Origin of the sequence: Lascolabacillus massiliensis, assembly GCF_001282625.1 — a bacterium.
Lineage (GTDB): Bacteria > Bacteroidota > Bacteroidia > Bacteroidales > Dysgonomonadaceae > Proteiniphilum > Proteiniphilum massiliensis.
This window is the reverse complement of sequence record NZ_CTEJ01000001.1, coordinates 592,712-614,139: the sequence shown is the minus strand read 5'-3', so window position 1 is coordinate 614,139 and position 21,428 is coordinate 592,712. Positions and strand designations below refer to the sequence as shown.

Below are 21,428 nucleotides of genomic sequence, written 5' to 3'. Positions count from 1 at the left end.
ATTGTTTATTTTTTCGAAATTAGACATTATTTATTGATAAGGATTCTTAACCAACTTTGGATTATTATTTATCCATCCCTGATCAATGAAATTATAATAATTTCTCATTTGAAAGTCTCTTGGAAATGGTGACATATGAATTTTAATTTTATCAAATACCCATTTTCCATGATTAGGATTGCCTGGATCATTCACAAGATATGGAAACAATCCCCACTGCTGAGCATTAGGATCATCCTGAATACCATTCCATACTTTATCTGCAATTCTCCAACGTTTTAAATCCCAATACCTGTGATCTTCAAATGCAAACTCAACTCTTCTTTCCTGTACAATATCATCAAATGTCATTGAAGTAAGTGGTTGAATTCCTGCTCTTTCTCTAACCATATTCAAATATGTTAGAGCTTTATCAGCCTGTCCTAATTCAAAGGCTGCTTCTGATGCAATCATTACAGCTTCTGCAAATCTGAATCTTGGGAACCACATTTCACTTCTTCTACCACGTGTTGAAGCACTTGGAGTTTCATCTAAGAATTTGCGGAAGAAAAATCCTGATTTGTTTACGTACTGGTCATTTGATTGATTAGGACCATTTATTGATGTTATCAAGATATCATTTTCATCAGTACTACCAGGTGTACTGGTTCTTACATGCCACTCACCGTTTTCAAAATATTTCTGACCAGCCTGAAGTACAACAGGTGAACCTTTAAAGATAGCTCCCGGATAAATTACAGTTCCCCATAATCTTGGATCTTTATTTGCAAATGCATCCTCTGCTCTATCATAAAAGATATAGTTACCTTCATTGTCTCTGATTTTAATTTCACCATCTCTATCATTAATGTATTCAAAATCTTCAACTAGATTTAGTATTGGACCTGCATAAGCACGGTCGATATCTTCAGCATGTGAAGCAGGAATATTTATTTGTGTGAACCCATTAGTCTGTCCAGGATATTTATAATCACGTGCCCAAATTACCTCTTTATTATTTTCTTTTACAGATAAAGCTTCATAAAAATTTCTTCCTCTGTCATCCGGTTTATTAAGTTGTAATTCGTATTTACCGCTGTTTATTACCTCTTCTGCTGCTGAAAGTGCTGTTTGATAGTATCCTTGTGCAAGGTTAGCATCAATTCCAACTTCACCACCCGGAGTTTTAATCGGGTTTGGCATTTTGTTATTGTAATTTGCAATTGATCCTGCATAAACAGCTGCTCTTGCCTTAAGCATTAATGCTGCCCATTTGGTAGCTCTGGCTGCATTGATACTTGGATTTTCAGGAAGAAAATTCTTGATAGCTTCACATTCTGAAATTATATAGTTGTAAATTTCAGCTTCAGTAGATCTCGGATATTGCAATGTGGTAATGTCCATACCCGGGCTATATTCAAATACTTCATCTCCTATAATAGGCATACCACCCATTCCTCGAGCCATATTAAAATATAACCAAGCTCTTATAAATCTAGCTTCCCCTTCTAACATTTTTTGCGTATCAGCATCTAATACATCAGTTTCACGTACACCTTTTAAAAACTGATTGAGGTTTCTCATTAATGTATAATCATATACCCTCCATCTGTTATCTTCAAATCCTTGTCTGGTGTCAGGACCACTTTCTGATCTTGATGCCTCATCCAAAATTGTATAAGAATAGGAGTCATCTATATGCTGCCCCCATGTAATTCTGCCATAGAAGTTAGAAAGAACTGATTTGATCATAACTTCGTCACCGAAAACCTGATCGTCAGATAATATTGTATCCGGTTCTCTCTCCAAAAATTCGGAGCAACTTGTGAGTGCAAAAAGCACTAAAGCAAATGCTATAAATATATTTTTTAATTTCATAACTTTTTAGAATTTTACAGTTAAACCAATATTCACGATCCTGGTTGTAGGATAAGCTAACCCATTTGTCTCCTGTATTTCAGGATCGACTCCAATTAAATTGGTTAATCCAACTAGGTTCTGACCAGCGAGATATAATCTTAAATCAGAAAGTGAAGCTTTTTCAACAATAGATTTTGGGAAATTATAACCAAACTCTAAGTTTCTTAACTTTATATACTTAACATTCTTCTTCCAGAATGTACTGTTCCAGTAATTACTGTGATTACTGTTACCAATCAGCAACATTGGATATTTTCCTGGTATTAGTTCACTGTTAGCATCCCATATATCAGATAGTCTCCATGTATCTTCCATGTAGTACTGAGGATTATTACCTCCATCATGGAAAGGATTTCTCTGTTCCCACTCCTGGTACCATGTAGAAAGAGCACCTCCTGTAAGGTCGAATGCAAGATCAAAACCTTTCCACTTAAAGTAGAAATTCATACCGTAGTTGAAAATAGGTGTTGAATCCTGACGATAACCAATTGGACGTTCATCCAACCAGTTAATAACACCGTCACCATTAACATCCACATACTTTATATCACCAGGACGAAGAGTTCTGTTACCCTGACGGTCGTTGTCAATTGGCCAAGTTGCAATCTCTTCCCAGCTCTGGAACTGACCATCTGCCTGAAGGCCCCAGTTTAGATATCCATAACGTTTTTCTATTGAATTTCTGTAAACGTTCCATGAGTTACTGAATCGTGGCTTGTACTGTTCCCAATCATAAAATCTTGAGTAGGTAGCATTTCCACCAATTGAATAGGTCAAATCACCTGCTTTTGCAGTCCATTTAGCCATTAAATCATAACCCATATGCATATCAGAGTTCAAATTCTCTCTTGGCAAGCTGAATCCAACTTCAGAAGGTAACAAGATGTCATATTTTGATGCAGGTAGTCCAGTTCTCATACGTCTGAAAAAGTCGAATGAACCTGTAAGTTTACCATCAAAGAAACTTGCATCCATACCAATATCAAGTATTTTAGCTTTTATCCATGACAATGTAGTTACAGGCAGACCACGAGGTACAGTTCCTAATGTATACATTCCATCAATAACAGATCCTCCATTTTTATATGAGTAACCTGACATATAATCGAAAGCATTATATCCACTTACATTATCATCTCCTAGTAAACCATATGATGCTCTGAGTTTTAAGTCGTAAAATACATTTGTCAATTTACTTTCTCTCCAGAAAGATTCTTCTGAAATTCTCCATCCAACTGATGCTGAAGGGAAGAATCCCCATCTGTGGTTTGGTGGGAATTTCCATGAACCATCGTATCTACCGGAAAATTCAACTAGATATTTTCCTGCATAGTCGTAGTTAAATCTTCCGATATAACCAAGTCGTGCCTGTGTATTATTTCCTGTATCATCGTATGTATCCATGGTTTCATAGTCTATAAGATTCAATGCGTTTGATGTAGGAATAGAGTGTACCCATGTAGAAGGAGTATCTCTTTTTATAGTTTCTGCACCTAATACAGCTGACACGTTGTGATCTCCGAATCTTTTATCATAGTTTAGCTGTATATTAGTTGTAACCTCTTCTACATAACCTTGAGTTCTCTCACGCCATGGGTTATTATTTTCGAAAATTACAGGATAAGTATCTGTATCTTCATCATATCCATAAAGCTTATAAGTATATTCATGATTATCAAGCCTTTGATTAGCTAAATAATAACTAAATAATCCTTTGGCTTTTAATCCATCAAACAGCTCATATTCAGCATCAAAGTTCAACTGACCAACTCTCCATGTATTTTGGAAAGTACCTGACAAGTCATATGTAAGCCAGCCAAAGTTTGTGGCAGGGTTTGTTGAAGTTAAAGTTGGATAGAGAGGATTGTCATTAGCAAATGGTCTTCTTGTAGGCAAGTTTCTGAAAGTACCGAAACGAGGCATCCAGTAGTCGTCTACTTCAGGTACACCCGGGTTCTTCCTGGTCTCGATACGTCCATTCATACCACCACCAACTTTGAAACGGTCAGTAATATTGGCAGTAACATTCATCTGAACGTTTGTTCTCTGGAACCCACCATAGTTAACAATCATTGCATCCTGCTTCAAATTACCAACACTCAGATAGTAATTTATATTTTCAGAACCTCCAGATACGTTAGCATTTACATAAGTCTGAGGAGATACTTCCCAAATAAAATCATACCAGTCAAATGGAACATAACCCTTTTCAGTTCCTTTTTTCCATTTTTCGTAGTCTTCTTTTGTATAAGTGTAGTTAGTGGCTCCCTGAACTGTCTGCGACTGAATATAGTTAGTTATATAAGTCTCAGCTGTTGCAGGTTTTGGGAAAGCATATAGGCTTTGCCATCCATAATAAGTATTAAGTGTTACTGTATTTTTGGAATTTCTTGAACCTTTTTTTGTAGTAACAACAACAACACCATTTGCTGCCCTTACACCATAAATTGATGCAGAGGCATCTTTCAAAACAGTTATTGTCTCAATATCGTTAAAGTCAATATTATTAAATTGACCCTCATCAGATTGTATACCATCAATTACATATAATGGTGCACCCATATTTCTGATCTGGATATTAGTTGATGCACCAGGACGTCCATCCACCTGACGAGAGTTGATACCCGGAATCTTACCAACTAACGCTCCTGAAGAAGTTGAAGCCTGAGACCTGCTTATGTCTTCTGCTCCAATTACAGAGATAGCTGAAGTCAAAGACTCTTTTCTCTGAGATAAACCGAAACCGGTTACAACTACCTCACTAAGTATTTCTGTATCTTCTGACATTACTATGTCGATATTAGTACGACCATTAACATTAATACGCTGAGTAGTCATACCGACATATGAGACTTCTAAAACAGCATTAGGTGAAACACCGCTTAGAGTATAGTTACCATTGAAATTGGTAACTGTTCCCACAGAGGAATTTGCTACCTGTATGGTAACACCAATTAGTGGTTCACCGGATACATCGCTAACATTACCGCTCACTGTAATAGTCTGAGCAGACAAGCTTTGGGCTATTATCCACGCTAACGCGAGAAATATTCCCTTGCATAATTTTAAACATCTTTCCATTTTCATTTCATTTGTTTAGGTTATTAAATTTTCCTTTTAAATATTCAAAGTCATAAACATTAAAATCGGAGCTTTATAAATTAAGATTATAATATCATCAAAATCAAAATATTAAATCAGTCGTTAACTATCACTGGTGTGATAAAATTGGGATCTATTTGTAATATATCTTCACCTCCTATCTTTTTAAAATAAACTTTGCTTATAAACATATTCCTGGGATGTATTTCATTTTCACTCTGATGTGCATGAAATACGATTCTCCAATTCCCATCATTATCCTTAAACATTGAACTGTGCCCTACTCCATAAAGATTACCTGGTATCTGCAATAGTGGATTATGGGAATATTTTGTCCACTCACCCATAATATCAGTAGCAGTTGCACAACCAATTCCATAATATTGACTTTCATAGCTGTTGGCTGAATAAGTCATATAATAAGTTCCATTTTGTTTAATTACAAATGCACCCTCATTTACCCTTGGCCATACCTCTTCCCACTCTTGTGAAACATGGATACAGGGATGAAGTGTCTCCTTTTTTATTGTTTTAAGATCATCTTCTAGTTCTGCAACCCAAATATTCAAACCATCATTAAACCTATCAAAAAAAAGGTAAGGAGTGCCATCTTCATCAATAAAAAGAGTGTTATCTATAGTTTTCTCACCAGGCAACATTGGCTGTTTTATATCCTGAACAAAAGGACCTAATGGTGAGTCTGAAGTAGCCACACACATATGTTCCTCTGCAGAGTAGTACATATAAAACTTACCATTTATAAAGTAAACTTCAGGGGCCCAGAACCATTTTTCTCCATAACTATCATTCTTATGCAGGGCTAATCCATTTCGTCCATTATCAACCCTATTCCAATTTATAAGATCATTTGAGGTGATAACTTCTATTCCATCAGGTGATCCTGTACCGTATGCATAATATGTACCTTCATATAATAATATAAAAGGATCAGCAAGAGGAACATTTTTAAATGATTCTTGAGAAATAATTGATATGGACATTAGAAATATAAATGATGATAAAAACAATTTTTTCATTTTTCAGATATTATTACATAATTATTTCAAATTAAAAGAGTGGTTTTCTCCTGTAATTGTACAAAACTATCCAAATTGCTATATATACACTCTAAATATTGTCTCATAAAATAGTAAATATTATTCAAAAAAAAAGCGAACGGGATATCCCGTTCGCTATATCAATTAGTGTAATCACCTGTATCACAACTCTTTATCCACAGCTTCTATTTTTCTGATTATCAATTGAAGCTCAGACTTAATTTTTTCAACTTTAGAATTCATATCATCTAACAAATGATTACCTTTTTTAGAAGAAACTGATAAAAATCCTATATTATTTTCATAGGTCTGTAGTTCATTTTTCATACGGTCATACTGACGCATCAGTTTCTCACGTTCATGATAAAGCTGATTCTTTGCATTACCTGATCTGGCTAGATCAGAAATATTTGTTTTAAAACTTTCCAGCTTACGGTCTGTTTTATCAATATTCAATCTATCAAACTGCTCTTCTGTGGCGTCATAAAATTCGCGATAAGTGATATCCTTAAGTTTATATGGAACGTGCCCTATTGAGTACCACTGATCCATCAGTTCACGAAGTGCTGATAATGCTTTATCAGTATCGAGTGATTTATCAAGATTCTTTATTGTTTGTACTATTGCCCTTTTAGCCTCAAGATTTCTTGCCTCTTCATCGTATCGTGAGGAAGTATTAAGCTTCTTTTGTTCAAAGAAGTAATCGCAGGCCGTGATAAAACGTTTCCAGACACTATCTACATATTTACGAGGTATAATACCGATGGATTTCCACTCTTTTTGAATATCTATCATTTCCTGAGTTGTTTTTTTCCAGTCGGTGCTCTCCTTCAAAGCTTCGGCACGTTCACACAGCTCTAACTTCTTCTTTAAATTATCCTCCATCTCTCCTCTTAGAGACTTATAATAATCATTTTTATTTTTAAAGAACAAATCGCAGGCCGCACGGTAACGTTTGTAAATTTTTGTATTCCATTTTCTTGGAACATAGCCAATCTTACGCCACTGGGACTGAAGTTCCAGCACTTCTTTTACGCTCCTGTTCCAATCTTTAATGGTTTTTATTTTTGAATAATCAATAGCTTCTAACTTCTCACAAATTGCAGTTTTTAGCTCTAAATTCTCATCTTCTTTACTTCTCAGTTCCTCAAAATGAGCCTGATATTTTTTATTGATTTTTGTTGATGCAGCCTTAAACCTGTTCCAAATTTCCTCTCTGTCTTTTCTGGAAACCGGACCGGTCTCTCTCCACTCCTGATGCAGATTCTGCAGCTGATGAAAAGCAGAAATCACATCTGGTTCTTCATCAAGTCGCTCAGCCGCTTCACAGAGATCTGTTTTTAACTCAAGATTCTTCTTGAAATCATATTCCCTGAACTCATTGTTTATTCTGACCAGGTCATAGAACTTTTCTACATATCGTTGGTAAGATTTCCACAATTCATTAACCTTGGATTGTGGAATAAGTTTTATTTCGTTCCACTCCTGCTGCAGTGATTTAAACTCCTGATAGGTCTTGTTAAAATCTTCATGCCCCTGAGTTTCGGTCAGTAATTTAATTTGATTTATTATAGAAAGTTTTCTTTCAACATTCTTCTCTTTCTGAGCATCCTCTTTTGCAACAAGCTCTGCACGCTTCTCTTTAATTTTTTGAAGAAGCTCTTTTCCCTCATTGTAAATTTCAGGTTCCGTTGCTACAAAATCAATCTCTTCACCTCCCTCTGCAAAGAAGGCCTGTTTTTGTGTTTCAATCTCATTTCTTAGTGAACGATAAAACTGATTCTTATACTCTTCAACATGTTTACGCTTTAGATTTCCTTTTTCAAGCAGATCCCTCAAATGTTGTATTATCTCTTCTATAGAGAGTAAAACAGCACTTGAATCTTCAGATACAGTATCTTCGTCAATTTCATCTTCTTCTGATTCAGATTCATCCTCAATATGGGCATCATCCAGATCATAATCGATCTCTTTTTCACTCTCAGCTTCATTAACCGATTGAGATTCAACTGAAGAAGTTTCCTGCTCTGTTTGTTCAGACTGTAGGTTGTTATCAGATTCTACTTCGTTAACCGGTAGTTTTTCGTTCTCTAGATTGTTTGTAGTATTCATCCCTGTTCCTAAGTTTTACTCGGCAAATATGCCGGAATATGCATTTCAAATTACTTTTTTTTATGATACGATAGCAGTTTTTACAAAATATCTGATATCGAAAGTAATACAAATTAACGCATTATTTTTGTTAATTCATCGGTTTATGCAATTTATTTTTCTCTAAAGAATATATTAATCGGGGTACCGCTGAAATTCCAGTTCTCTCTCATCCTGTTTTCTATGAACCTGCGATACGGTTCTTTTACCCACTGAGGGAGATTACAGAAAAATACAAATGAGGGAACAGTTGTATTATGAAGTTGTGTAATATATTTAACTTTAACAAATTTGCCCTTATTCGAAGGAGGAGGAGTATTCTCAATTATTGGAAGCATTACCTCATTTAATTTATGGGTTGGTATTCTACGCTTCTTATTATTGTAGACCTCTTTTGCGAGATCCATAACCTTCAAAATTCTCTGTTTTGTTATGGCTGATCCAAATACTATCGGGAAATCTGTAAATGGGGCAAGTTTTTGACGGATCGCATTCTCAAATACTTTCACTGTTATGTTATCCTTGTCTTCAACCAAATCCCATTTATTGACAAAAACAACCAAACCATTTCTATTCTTTTGTATTAAAGTAAAAATATTCATGTCCTGACTCTCAATACCTCTGGTGGCATCAATCATCAGAATACAAACATCAGAATTTTCAATAACTCTGATTGAACGTATTACAGAAAAATACTCCAAATCTTCACTTACTTTACCTTTCTTTCTGATACCGGCTGTATCAATTAGGTAGAAGTCCATCCCAAACTTGTTATATCTGTGATAAATTGAGTCACGCGTAGTTCCTGCAATATCAGTAACGATACTTCTTTCTTCACCTAAAAGTGAATTTACTATCGAAGATTTTCCTGCATTTGGTCTGCCAACAATAGCAATCCTGGGTATATCCTCAAGTATTTCCTCCTCACTCTCTTTTGTAAACAGGGTCACTATATGATCAAGTAAATCACCTGTTCCTGAACCATTTATGCTTGATACACTAAAAGGATCGCCCAATCCTAACGAGTAGAACTCAGCTGCTTGAAAACCAATTTCAAAATTATCAGATTTATTAGCTACTATAACAACCGGCTTACCTGATTTTCTGAGAATCTGAGCCACACCTGTATCCAGATCAGTTAAACCGTTCATTACATCCACAACAAAAAGAATCACATCTGCTTCCTGTATTGCAATGAGTACCTGTTTATTGATTTCATCCTCCATAACATCTTCGGAGTTTACAACCCATCCACCTGTGTCAACTAAAGAAAACTCTTTTCCATTCCAGCTAACATTCCCATACTGACGGTCTCGTGTAGTTCCTTCGATCTCTGTTACAATTGCCTGACGACTCTGTGTCAATCGGTTAAATAGTGTGGATTTACCTACATTGGGACGACCAACAATTGCTACTAAATTTTTCATAATTTTGTTTTGTTTGATAATGAATCAATAACTTTACACAGGATTAAATCAATCAAGTTTATAACCAAACTGTTTTAACAAATTATCCCTGTCTCGCCAGTCTTTCTCGACTTTCACATATAATTGAAGATATATTTTCTTCTCAAAAAACAGTTCAATATCCTTGCGTGCAAGTGTTCCTAATTTTTTGATAGCTTCTCCTTTATGTCCTATTATAATACCTTTTTGAGTGTCTCTCTCCATTAGTATTACAGCTCTGATTCTGATTATGTCTTTCTCCTCTTTAAACTCCTCTACAGCTACTTCCATTGAATATGGAATCTCTTTCTGATATATCAAAAGAGCTTTCTCTCGTATAATCTCGGTTACAAAAAAACGAGCAGGTTTATCTGTAAGAGCATCTTTCTCAAAATAGGGAGGAGATTCAGGCAAAAGCTCCAATATCCTTTTCTGAATGATATCTATACTGAAATTATTCAAAGCTGAGATAGGATAAATCTCAGCTTTGGGTAATAATTCATGCCAAGTGTCAACAAACTTCTCCAACTCTTCCTGATTTGTCTTGTCGATTTTATTTATTAACAATAATACCGGTAGATCAAGTTGCTGAACTTTTTTCAAGAAATTATCATTCTTATCAACTTTCTCCACAACATCAGTAACATAGAGCAAAACATCTGCATCCTGTAATGCTGAAAGTGAGAAGTTGAGCATCTGTTCCTGCAATTTATAATTGGGCTGCAGTACACCTGGAGTATCTGAGTATACAATCTGATATTCGGGTTTATTCACTATCCCAATAATCCTATGACGTGTGGTCTGAGACTTATTGGTGATAATGGAAATTTTCTCTCCAACCAACTTATTCATTAAAGTTGATTTTCCAACATTGGGATTACCAACTATATTTACGAAACCCGACTTATGCCCCATCATATCCCCATTTCAGATAAACACTTCCCCAAGAGAATCCGGCACCAAACGCAGTAAGAATTATATTGTCACCTTTTCGAAGTTTAGATTCCCACTCCCACAAACAGAGGGGTATTGTACCAGCACTGGTATTACCATACTTCTCGATATTTATCATTACTTTTTCAGGTGACAAACCTGTTCGCTGTATTGCTGCATCAATTATACGCATATTAGCCTGATGTGGCACAAGCCAATCTATATCCTCAGCTTCAAGATTATTACGTTTCATAATAGATTCTGAAACTTCAGCCATTTTTGAAACTGCATATTTAAATACAACCTTACCGTCTTGATATACAGTGTGTTCTGAATTCTTTACAGTATCTGCTGTCGCAGGAAATTTACTCCCACCAGCTTTTAGTTGCAATGGTTTATAACCTACTCCATCTGAGTGCAGCTCGGCATCTATAATTCCAAGATCATCTTCAGTAGGTTCAATTAAAACTGCTCCTGCTGCATCACCGAAAAGTGGGCAGGTAGTGCGATCTTTGTAATTTGTAATAGAAGACATCTTATCTCCTGCCAAAAGTATTATTTTCTTGTATTTACCTGTCTTAATCAGACCATTGCAAATTTCAAGACCATAAATAAAACCTGAGCAGGCTACCTCCATATCGAAACAAAAAGCATTTTTTATTCCACAGTTTTCTGCAACAATAGATGCAGCAGATGGGAATATATGATCGGGAGTGGAGGTTGCAAAGATTACAGCATCAATTTCCTCAGGTTTTGCGCCTGTTTTATTAAGTAAATCTTCTACAGCCTCAGTACCTAAAACAGAGATACCCTGCTCCTCTCCTTTTAATATTCGTCTCTCTTTAATGCCAACCCGGGTCATTATCCACTCATCAGTAGTATCTACCATAGTGGAAAGTTCTTCATTCGTGAGTATATATTCAGGCACGCTTGCAGAAATACCTGTGATTACTGCATTTAATTGTTTAATCATTTTCAGTAAATTATTAATGAAAAAAAACCCTGAAAAACGATCGGGTCATTTCAGGGTCCTTTGTTTTAATAAGATTCCAGAGATTGCAATTATGCTATCACATCTTTCTCTATTGCCAGTTTACCTCTGTAATAACCACACTCACCACAAACTGTGTGATAAACATGCCATGCTCCACAATTTGAGCAAAGTGCCATTGTTGGAGTTTTTGCATGATCATGTGATCTTCTTTTTCCTTGTCTTGATGAAGACTGTCTTCGTTTTGGATGTGCCATTTTATGTCAAATTTTCAATTATTCTATACTTAGTTATCATCTAAATTTAAATTCCTGAGAGGGTCCCAGCGAGGATCACCGGACTGAAAGTCCACATCTTCGTCTGTATCGGGATCATCATCGTCCAGGTCTAAATCATCTGCTTCAGAATCATCATCGCTGCTCACAGCACGATGTTTTCTATATTTTGTTGATACAACCCTGTTACATTCACCCGGTGGATGTACATGCTTTATAGGAATGTTCAGAGCAATAAATTCATACAGGAACCAGGCAATATTAATCTCACCTTCATCCTCAGGGATAATGACTATCTCATCACTTTCCTCTGAATACTCTTTTCCAAACTTTACTACAAGTCTGTTATTTGTATCAATGTCAAGATTCATGTCGTCAAGACACCTTGTACAAGGTACTTTAACGACACCTTTTATATCAAAACTAAATTCAAAGGTGGATGAAGTTCTTTTCACATTCACCTTTACCTTAACATTACCCTTCCTAAATTCTTCGCCATCAATAGCTTCGAAAAACTTATTATCCAGCTCATAGTCATAGCTATGATTACCTAAGGAAAGGTTTTTAAGGGAAATATTGTACAAACTAAATTTTGCCACGTTTTCTCCTCAAAATAAAGCGGTGCAAAGATAATAAAATTTTCTTTACACTGTTTGTTTTAAATGTTTTTATTTTTTATATGCCTGAGACAACTGAAACTGTTATTTTCCTGCCGCTCTCTTTACTATATCCTGCATTGTATCAAAATTCTCTTCTAGACTTTGCAGTAGTTTAAACTGAGCTCTGGTTCTAACAAGATTATGTTCTGGATATGCAATTTTATAATACAGATCTCCGTCAATATAATCTGTAAAAAAACGAACTGTTTGCATATAAGTGAGTAACTTAGCTCCAAAAGCCAGATTCTCAATTTCTACATCGGTCAGAAATGAAGCTGCATGTGTTAGATAACCTTTAGCATATGCTTCAAAAATATCCAGATTAACAGATATATTGTCAAGATTCTTATCATCTTCTGCACCAGTATTGGCACCTGTGCGAATAAAATCTCCGAAATCCGATAATACATAACCAGGCATAACAGTATCTAGGTCTACGACACAAAGTACTTTATCATTTTCATCAAACAATATATTATTTACTTTAGTGTCGCAGTGATTGATACGCTTAAGCAGTTTTCCTTCACGGTGCAACTTTTCTGCTTTACACATTTCCTCTGCACGATCTTCAATCTCTTTCACAAGATCTGCCACTTCAGCCAATCTTCCGGCTTTATTTGCTTTAACAGACTCCCTGAATGTTACCAATCGAGCCTCCATGTTATGAAAGTTTGGGATAGTTTCAAAAAGAGGTTCTCCCGGAAGATCAGACAACAATTTCTGAAAATCACCAAACGCCATTCCGGCACGGTAGGCCAAATCACTATTTATCTCCTCGTAGCTTTTACAATCTTTTATAAACTTTGTTATACGCCAGTAGTTACCTTCACTGTCTTTATAGTATAGCGCACCATCATGTGTGGGAACCAATGTCAGAACTCTACGCTCAACATCTTTTAGACCCTTCTCCTGAAGTTTTTTGCGAATATGATTGGTTACCCTGCTAATATTATCCTGTAGCTGATCTACATTCTTAAATACATAATGATTTATGCGTTGCAGAACATACTCCTCATTACCATTTACAACCTTGTATGAATCGTTTATATGGCCTTTTCCAAGTGGTTCAATTTTTACATTCTCTTCTTGTTCGATAAATTGAAAGACTATTTCTTTCAGTTTGTTCATCTCATTCATTCTTCTTGTTTTAGGTTTTTTCTGTAAGGGAATTTTGTATTATCTCTCTAGTAAGTTTGTCTGATATATATTTTACTAAATTCAAAAAGCGATTTATGCAATCACTCGAATTCCAGTTCTCCAAAAAATTCAGGAGTATGAAAATTTGGCTTTGGCAAATCAATTGGGTTCCAGCTCAGGAAGTGGGGTTTTGGTGTTTTATCACCACACTTATAAAAGTTGGCTCTAATCTTTTGACCCGAAAGTGTTTCGTTATCTTTAAATCCTAATGCAACCTTTGGAATTTCGAGATACATTGTCCAGTCACTCAACTGCTTTCCATTTTCATATCTATGGTTGATAGTGCTGTGTCTGTAAATAGTGTTCATCAATTCAGTTTGGGATACACCTTTTTCTCTCGATTCATGAACGCGTGATAACAACACACCAAGCACATTACATTCAAAGTTTCTGTAGCTGGTTTCACCTTCTCTCTGCATAAAAAATTCAACACAACTATCCTCCCAGACAGAACCAAAATCTTCTGTGTTAACCGCTCTGATTTCTTCACCTATAACAGTATAGTAAAGATACATATACTCATTGTTATGTGCCACACGAACAGTCACGGGCATTTTTTCGGGAAAGTCGTTTCTCCAGTTTACCTGATCAATTTCTGCTACTGCTCCTGCCTCAAGGAGAATTTTCATTTTATCAAGTGCCGTTTCATAATTTGATACATTCTGTAACGGTACGTGTAAAGTTTTCATGTTATAATAAATTTTTTTCAAAGATATCCTTTTTCAGGAAAATGGGCAAATAATATTTTTTACAAAATCATGGCTCATTCTTAGTTGGCTCTTACATAACTCTTACATTCTTCTTTTATACCTTATATAAAATAGAAGTTTGTAAGGAGCATTTAGTTATTAAACAAAAATTAAAAATGCAGTAGGCAGGAATATAAAAAAAATAGCTGCAGAAAGTTTCTGCAGCTACATTTTATTAGAAGTGTTTAGCTATTTATTCTGCACTTTCGTGACTGAAATAGATACCATTTGAAAGTTGAGGTTTATAATTGTAAGTAGTCTTAGTTGCAATTACCGTCAACTTGTCTCCAACTTTAATATCTTTGTCAGCCAAAAGGTTTTTTCTAAAATCACCTGTTGCCCCAAAACCAGGGTATACACCATATACATAAATTTCACTATCACCATCCTTCAGGTAAACATTACCATATGTAGGATTTTCAATCATAGTGATTTCTCCAGTCACCATGTAATAATCAGTGCTAGAGTCTGGTTTTGTCAACACCTCTGCAACAGTTGCTTCCGTTACCGGAATTGATTTTTCTAAAACAGCACCTCCTACCTGAGGAGCATCTTTATAAGCAGCACGTTTTCCAACAATAGTAATTATATCACCTACTTTAAGATTCTTGCTCTCATAATCCTGGATTCCATAAACATACGCTTCACCTGAGAAGTCTTTAATGTAAACATTTCCATATTTTGTATTTGCAATACTATCAATTACTCCAGTCAGACGATATTGAGTGTCACCCACTTCAGCGGCAAGAAACTCTGAGATAGGTACTTCAAGAATTGCTCCTTTTTGAGTTATACTGGTTTCAGTTGTATATAATTTAGAGTTGGCTGTAGTACTGAAAACTATTGTTGTTCCTCTATCACCACCAGTATTAGGATTGGCTTTGAATTTAATCACAGTATTCTCTCCAGATGATTGAATTGAAGAGATAGATAACCATGATTTTGCATCTTCTGGAATTTCTACAGATACACCTTCACCCTTTGAAGTTAAGTAAGCAATAAACTCACCACCTTCAATAGGAAGTGCAGCATTCTCTACTGAATCTACTTTAACGAGCGACTTTCTTAATTCTACTACTGTAACATTTACCAACTGAGGTGATCCTGCATAAGTAGATTTTGGTCCTACAACTGTAATCTCATCACCAACTTCGATGTTAAGACTCATGAAGTTTTTTGTTCCACCCTTTGCGTCAAGAGTACCATAAATGTAGATGGTTCCGGTTTCATCTGTCAAATCCCAGTTTCCATACTCAGTATTTGAGATTGTGGTTACAACTCCTGATACCTGGAATGTCTTTCCGTCAGGACCATTTCTGACTTCAGAAACAGGAGCTTCGGAAATCTGAGCTAAACCTTGTATGATATTAACTCTCTGAGTTTTTCCTGCACTCTTGATCAAAACTTCTGCAGTACGGCCATCTAATGTAGCCTCAGCAGTGAATGTAACATCTGATTCTCCGGAACTCCCTGAAGTTGAAGATATATTTAACCATTCAACTGGATCTTTACTAGTTGTTACTTTCTCTATTGTCCAGCTATCTTTTGCTGTTAGTTTAATTGAGGCAGAACCACCATCAACCGGCAGTGATACGTATGACGACGATACCTGAATTTCTTCAAGCAGAGTCATTGTTTCTTCTTCATCACAGCTTATCAATAGAGCAATTGCCGCGAAGAATATTGGGAATAAATATTTTAATTTCATTTTATCTATACTTTTAATTAGTTGAAAATATATTTAACACCAATTGATCCGTACCAGGTCTGACCTAATGTGTAGCTTGGTGTGAATGTTTTGGTATCACCACTAATTGAAGCGGGAGTAGAGAATGTAGCAAAACCGTCAGCATCAACTCCTTCATATTTTAGGATTCGAGCTTCAGTACCAATTTCAGGATTCAAATATTTAGCAACTCCCCAACTTGAGTTGAAAAGGTTCATTACGTTTTTGATATCCAAACTAAGCTGTAATACATTTCTAGCTTTACCTGTATTTACCACAAAGTCATGTTTATAGCTAAAGTCGATGCGATGTACCCATGGTGAATAAACACTATAAGCTTCAGCATATTTTCCCTGACGTTTTTTCAAATAACTGTTGTTATGTACATAGTCCATAAAACGAGTTTTGTCTCCCTCCGAAACAAAACGGAATTGTCCGTTTGCTACCTCTTCATCGGTAGGAACATAAATCGCATCGTAATTGTAACCATCTGCATTTATATCATTTACGGTCATAAACGAATAATTTGCTCCACCGCGCCATCCTTCATAAATGAAGCTATAATGATTACCACTCTTATCGCTTGCAGTTAAGGAGGCTACAAGACGGTCAGGTGTAGTATACTGTGAATTATGCAATTTAATGTGGTTTGGACCTTCAACAGTTGGTACATATGTAAATGCAGATTCTGCATTAGAGCCGGGCATACCGGTAATATCTTTAGCAACTGTGTGAGTATATGCTGCCATCAAATCGAGCCATTCTGTTGGTTGTGCATTGAATGTGATATTGCTTGACCAGCCATATCCGCGACTTGTATTTTCCAATACAAATGCTTTTGTACCGATACGATATCCATCAGGATAAATAGGACGATTATCAACACCGTTGAAACGGGCAAAACCTCCTACAGATGGTATACTCCAGTCTGAGATAGAAACACCGTTAATTGTTTTATTAAAGATTCCTTCTACTGTTACTGAAGATGGGAATGGCGTTGGGAATGAATAGTCAAGCGCCAACGATGTTTTCCACACTTGCGGCATTTTGAAATTAGGATCTACAGCAGCTATAGCCGAAGGAACTGTACCATCTTCAGGTGAAATAGTTGTTGGATATCCTAAAGACGCTAATTTTTCGTATAATGCAGCCATTGTTGCGTTTCCGTTGGCATCGGTTACCAAACCGCCGGCAAACTGTGTCATGTCAATAAATTTGTCCCCTTTTTCGTCTTCTGTGAACTCACCTTTGTAACCATCAAAAACTTTAGTGGCAGCATTAATTTGTGCCTGATATTGCACCATACCACCGTTTGTTGGCATATTGGTAAAGAATACAAGGGGTAAATTACCGGAGAAGAGACCGGTTCCACCCCGAAGCTTAAGACTATTATCACCCATTGCATCCCACACAAAACCTACACGTGGAGAGATCATAACACTTGCATTTGGCCACTTACCTGTATCTATATTACGTCCTGAATAATCTATTTCATAGATAGCCTTATTGGTCATCAAGTCATTATTATTGAAAAACAATCCATCTAATCTTAATCCGTATGATAGTTTGAATCTTTCGCTAAAGCTCCAATCGTCCTGTGCATAAACTCCAATCTTGTTACTTCTAACTCTAGCTGCAGGGTTTGTCTCACCGTCATAACCATAAGTAAGTGCTACAATTTCAGGAGTACCTCCATTTAAGAAATCATCGAGACTAGTGTATCGATAATATCCTGTTCCGTTACGCATATATGCGTTATCAGCCATTTTGTATTCGTAAGCAATACCTCCCACTACTTTGTGATTACCCAAGTAGTATGTCAACTCATCTTTAATATTTAAGACGTCGTTATGAACTCCATTATTCCATGTAAACAGCTCGTATCCAAGCGACATATATGATTGATTATCTTTTAGAATATCAATAAATGGGAATTCAGCAGAATTTGATCCACGGATATCATCAAGTTTTGAGAATGTTGCCAGGAACTGATTTGAAATATTGTCTGACAAACGGCTGTTCAAGTCGAATGAGAATGAATGAACCAGGTTGTCCTGAGAATACATAGAATTTGCAAAAGACATTGAAGCTTTTGACATTCTTGCCTCTGACATACGAGTTCCACCATCCATGGATGTTGCATTAGGCGATCTCCAAGATAGATTCTTTGTATAGTTGTATCTTAATGCCAGACGATGTTTATTTGATATATTCCAATCTAAACGAGCAAGTAGTTTACGGTTGCTGTCATCAGCAGGGAAATTTGTATAAGACCCTGTTTCATATCCATATTCACTTCTTACAAAATCTGAAACTCTCTTAAGATCGCTTTCAGTTGTGCGTGAGATGAAATTATCAGGATCTTCAACACCATTTATTGATGGTCTCCAACGGTTTACAATTGTTGGAGTTTTTGCCATTTCAGCGTTCACAAAGAAGAACAATTTATTTTTAATAATTGGACCTCCTAAAGTAAAACCATAAGTTGTGTTACGATCTCTTTCACGAGCACCATCTATTTGTAATCCTTTGACAGCATCACCTCTTATGTTTTCATTTCTGTGATAAACATAAGCACTTGCCTTAAAGGTGTTTGTACCTGATTTGGTAATAGCATTTACCCCTCCACCAATAAAGTTTGTTTGACGAACATCATATGGAGTAATTACAACCTGCAATTCTTCAATAGCTTCAATTGAGATTGGGTTACCACCACCAGGCAGAGCATCACTCAAACCGAAGTTATTGTTGAAATTAGCTCCGTCAACTGTAAAGTTGGCTGTACGACCATCTGTTCCGGCGAAGCTCATTCCATTACCACCATATGGAGATAGACGTGTAATATCCATAATGCTTCGGCTAACAGTAGGCAGATTTTCTATTTGGGTGTTTGTAATATTTGTCACTGCACCTGTTTTCTCAGTTGAGAATTTAGTTCTCAAAGCTGTAACTACAACTTCACCCAAAGAAACAGTCTCTTCTTGCAACACAACGTTATGTGAGTAGTTCTCACCTAAGCTTAGTGTTATACCTTCGGTGATATTATTACCATATCCAATGTAGGATATTTCAACAGTATAAGGACCTCCAACACGCATACCATTAAGGTTGTATCGTCCTTCCAAGTTTGTCACAGTACCGTAGGTTGTACCTGATGGTTCATGTGTTGCAACCACTGTTGCTCCAATCACTGCTCCATCAACATCTGTAACACGTCCACTCATACTGGATGTTGTTACCTGAGCTTGCATCACAGTAGCAATTGTTATAAATAGTGCTACTGCTATAAATCTCAACTTTTTAATCATAAAATGAATTTTTTAATAAATTAGAGTTGTTAGATTGAATTAAATCATGGACAAAATTAAGTATAAAATTTAAGAATGTAATTAAGAAAATGTTACGAAATGATACCAATGGTAAAGCAGTTAGATTGTATTGATTATTAAATGTTTATCAAATTTTCAGCAAAAGAATTACATTATAATCAAAATGCAAGTTTTCACCCTTTATAACTTCTTTTTTATAAAAGAAATAGCGTATAACTTACGAATTCTCATCGAAGCTATACGCTAAAACCAGTTATCTATTTTTTCTATAATGTATTGACTACATCATACCGCCCATTCCTCCGCCTGCAGGCATTTGAGGAAGTGGATTCTCTTCTTTCTTATCAGTTATAACACACTCTGTTGTCAGGAACATACCTGCAATAGAAGCTGCATTTTCTAGTGCTACACGAGTAACCTTTGTTGGATCAATAACTCCTGCTTCATAAAGATCTTCATACTTGTCAGTAGCTGCATTGTATCCAAAGTTACCTTTTCCTTCACGTACTTTCTGAACTACAACTGCACCTTCTTTACCAGCATTGGCTACAATTTGACGAAGTGGTTCTTCAACTGCACGTTTTACAATTTCAATACCAGTTGTTTCATCATCGTTTTCACCTTTCAGATCTTCGATTGAATCAACTGCACGAATATATGCAATACCACCACCCGGAACAGTACCTTCTTCAACTGCTGCGCGTGTAGCAGACAAGGCATCCTGAACACGATCTTTCTTCTCTTTCATCTCAACTTCAGAGTTTGCACCAACATAAAGAACGGCAACTCCACCTGAAAGCTTAGCCAGTCTCTCTTGTAGCTTTTCGCGATCGTAGTCTGAAGTAGTTTTTTCAATCTGAGCACGGATCTGTCCGATACGGCTCTGAATTACTTCCTTATCACCAAGTCCGTTTACAATTGTAGTAGTATCTTTGTCGATTGATATTTTTTCAGCGCTACCACACATATCCAGAGTAGCATTTTCAAGTGTCAGACCTTTTTCTTCAGAAATTACTACTCCACCTGTAAGTGTTGCAATATCTTCGAGCATCTCTTTTCTGCGATCACCAAATCCAGGAGCTTTGACAGCAGCAATTTTAAGTGATCCGCGTAGACGGTTTACAACTAATGTTGTTAAAGCTTCAGAATCTATATCTTCCGCAATGATAAGCATTGGTTTACCTGTCTGAATTCCTTTTTCAAGAATTGGCAGAAGATCTTTAATTGCTGAGATTTTTTTATCATGAATTAAAATAAGAGGATTCTCGAATTCAACCTTCATTGATTCTGTGTCTGTTACGAAATATGGTGAGATATAACCACGGTCGAATTGCATACCTTCAACTACATCTACATATGTGTCAGTACCTTTAGACTCTTCAACTGTTATCACACCTTCTTTGCTTACTTTCTGCATTGCTTCAGCAATAAGTTTACCTATGCTTTCATCACCGTTTGCTGAAATTTTAGCAACGTTTTCAATCTTTTTCAGGTCACCACCAACTTCTAATGCTTGATTTTTCAGATTTCCTACAATAGAAGCTACGGCTTTATCAATACCGCGTTTCAGATCCATTGGATTTGCACCGGCAGTAACATTTTTTAAGCCTACACTTATAATTGATTGCGCTAATACAGTTGCAGTTGTTGTTCCGTCACCGGCATCATCATTAGTTTTAGAAGCAACCTCTTTTACTAGCTGTGCTCCCATGTTCTTGAATGAATCTTCTAATTCAATCTCTTTTGCAACAGTAACACCATCCTTTGTGATGTGAGGTGCACCATATTTTTTATCAATAATAACATTGCGACCTTTTGGTCCTAATGTAATTTTTACTGCATCCGCCAGTTCGTCTACACCTTTTTTAAGCAGGTCGCGAGCTTCGATGTTGAATTTAATCTCTTTAGCCATAT

14 protein-coding genes are annotated in these 21,428 nt (G+C 36.2%); all 14 read right to left on the bottom strand.

The genetic code is table 11. The annotated features are described in order from the left end of the window. Nucleotides 1–30: 30 nt before the first annotated feature. Nucleotides 31–1,857 carry a RagB/SusD family nutrient uptake outer membrane protein gene (locus BN1354_RS02450; RefSeq protein ID WP_045089862.1) on the bottom strand — a complete coding sequence of 609 codons (1,827 nt, stop codon included), beginning with the start codon at nucleotides 1,855–1,857 and terminating at the stop codon, nucleotides 31–33. A 6-nt stretch (nucleotides 1,858–1,863) separates the two neighbouring features. After that, complete coding sequence (locus BN1354_RS02445) at nucleotides 1,864–4,980, bottom strand: SusC/RagA family TonB-linked outer membrane protein (RefSeq protein WP_052673278.1); 3,117 nt, start codon at nucleotides 4,978–4,980, stop codon at nucleotides 1,864–1,866. 116 nt (nucleotides 4,981–5,096) lie between these two features. Continuing rightward, nucleotides 5,097–6,002, bottom strand: a complete 906-nt coding sequence (locus tag BN1354_RS02440; RefSeq protein WP_231623074.1) for a glycoside hydrolase family 43 protein — start codon at nucleotides 6,000–6,002, stop codon at nucleotides 5,097–5,099. 219 nt (nucleotides 6,003–6,221) lie between these two features. Next, on the bottom strand, nucleotides 6,222–8,171 hold the full coding sequence (locus tag BN1354_RS02435) for a DUF349 domain-containing protein (RefSeq protein WP_053826135.1): 1,950 nt from the start codon (nucleotides 8,169–8,171) through the stop codon (nucleotides 6,222–6,224). A 152-nt stretch (nucleotides 8,172–8,323) separates the two neighbouring features. Further along, nucleotides 8,324–9,637, bottom strand: coding sequence for a ribosome biogenesis GTPase Der (gene der, locus BN1354_RS02430; protein ID WP_045089865.1), 1,314 nt, complete (start codon nucleotides 9,635–9,637; stop codon nucleotides 8,324–8,326). 48 nt (nucleotides 9,638–9,685) lie between these two features. Further along, the gene (era, locus tag BN1354_RS02425; RefSeq protein ID WP_045089866.1) at nucleotides 9,686–10,573 is read right to left on the bottom strand and encodes a GTPase Era; all 888 of its coding nucleotides are present in this window, start codon (nucleotides 10,571–10,573) and stop codon (nucleotides 9,686–9,688) included. Beyond that, nucleotides 10,560–11,558, bottom strand: coding sequence for a beta-ketoacyl-ACP synthase III (locus tag BN1354_RS02420; RefSeq protein ID WP_045090923.1), 999 nt, complete (start codon nucleotides 11,556–11,558; stop codon nucleotides 10,560–10,562). The genes era and BN1354_RS02420 overlap by 14 nt, the downstream gene beginning before the upstream one ends. 92 nt (nucleotides 11,559–11,650) lie before the next feature. Then, on the bottom strand, nucleotides 11,651–11,836 hold the full coding sequence (gene rpmF / locus BN1354_RS02415; protein WP_045089867.1) for a 50S ribosomal protein L32: 186 nt from the start codon (nucleotides 11,834–11,836) through the stop codon (nucleotides 11,651–11,653). A 29-nt stretch (nucleotides 11,837–11,865) separates the two neighbouring features. Further along, complete coding sequence (locus tag BN1354_RS02410) at nucleotides 11,866–12,453, bottom strand: YceD family protein (protein WP_045089868.1); 588 nt, start codon at nucleotides 12,451–12,453, stop codon at nucleotides 11,866–11,868. A 102-nt stretch (nucleotides 12,454–12,555) separates the two neighbouring features. Next, a complete protein-coding gene (locus BN1354_RS02405; protein ID WP_045090924.1) occupies nucleotides 12,556–13,641 on the bottom strand; it encodes a phosphotransferase enzyme family protein in 1,086 nt (361 codons plus the stop codon). 110 nt (nucleotides 13,642–13,751) lie between these two features. After that, nucleotides 13,752–14,399: a carbohydrate-binding family 9-like protein gene (locus tag BN1354_RS02400; protein WP_052673170.1), complete on the bottom strand. Its 648-nt coding sequence runs from the start codon at nucleotides 14,397–14,399 to the stop codon at nucleotides 13,752–13,754. A gap of 253 nt (nucleotides 14,400–14,652) precedes the next feature. After that, nucleotides 14,653–16,167: a BACON domain-containing protein gene (locus tag BN1354_RS02395; protein ID WP_053826134.1), complete on the bottom strand. Its 1,515-nt coding sequence runs from the start codon at nucleotides 16,165–16,167 to the stop codon at nucleotides 14,653–14,655. A gap of 17 nt (nucleotides 16,168–16,184) precedes the next feature. After that, nucleotides 16,185–19,493, bottom strand: coding sequence for a TonB-dependent receptor (locus BN1354_RS02390; protein ID WP_053826133.1), 3,309 nt, complete (start codon nucleotides 19,491–19,493; stop codon nucleotides 16,185–16,187). Nucleotides 19,494–19,794: 301 nt separating this feature from the next. Next, a complete protein-coding gene (groL, locus tag BN1354_RS02385) occupies nucleotides 19,795–21,426 on the bottom strand; it encodes a chaperonin GroEL (protein WP_053826132.1) in 1,632 nt (543 codons plus the stop codon). Between the last annotated feature and the right edge of the window lie 2 nt (nucleotides 21,427–21,428).

Excerpts from the sequence above, each read along its gene's own strand:
- era (WP_045089866.1), bottom strand. The coding sequence starts at position 10,573 with ATGATGGGGCATAAGTCGGGTTTCGTAAATATAGTTGGTAATCCCAAT.
- groL (WP_053826132.1), bottom strand. The coding sequence starts at position 21,426 with ATGGCTAAAGAGATTAAATTCAACATCGAAGCTCGCGACCTGCTTAAA.
- BN1354_RS02435 (WP_053826135.1), bottom strand. The coding sequence starts at position 8,171 with ATGAATACTACAAACAATCTAGAGAACGAAAAACTACCGGTTAACGAA.
- der (WP_045089865.1), bottom strand. The coding sequence starts at position 9,637 with ATGAAAAATTTAGTAGCAATTGTTGGTCGTCCCAATGTAGGTAAATCC.
- BN1354_RS02400 (WP_052673170.1), bottom strand. The coding sequence starts at position 14,399 with ATGAAAACTTTACACGTACCGTTACAGAATGTATCAAATTATGAAACG.
- rpmF (WP_045089867.1), bottom strand. The coding sequence starts at position 11,836 with ATGGCACATCCAAAACGAAGACAGTCTTCATCAAGACAAGGAAAAAGA.
- BN1354_RS02440 (WP_231623074.1), bottom strand. The coding sequence starts at position 6,002 with ATGTCCATATCAATTATTTCTCAAGAATCATTTAAAAATGTTCCTCTT.
- BN1354_RS02390 (WP_053826133.1), bottom strand. The coding sequence starts at position 19,493 with ATGATTAAAAAGTTGAGATTTATAGCAGTAGCACTATTTATAACAATT.
- BN1354_RS02405 (WP_045090924.1), bottom strand. The coding sequence starts at position 13,641 with ATGAACAAACTGAAAGAAATAGTCTTTCAATTTATCGAACAAGAAGAG.
- BN1354_RS02445 (WP_052673278.1), bottom strand. The coding sequence starts at position 4,980 with ATGGAAAGATGTTTAAAATTATGCAAGGGAATATTTCTCGCGTTAGCG.
- BN1354_RS02395 (WP_053826134.1), bottom strand. The coding sequence starts at position 16,167 with ATGAAATTAAAATATTTATTCCCAATATTCTTCGCGGCAATTGCTCTA.
- BN1354_RS02450 (WP_045089862.1), bottom strand. The coding sequence starts at position 1,857 with ATGAAATTAAAAAATATATTTATAGCATTTGCTTTAGTGCTTTTTGCA.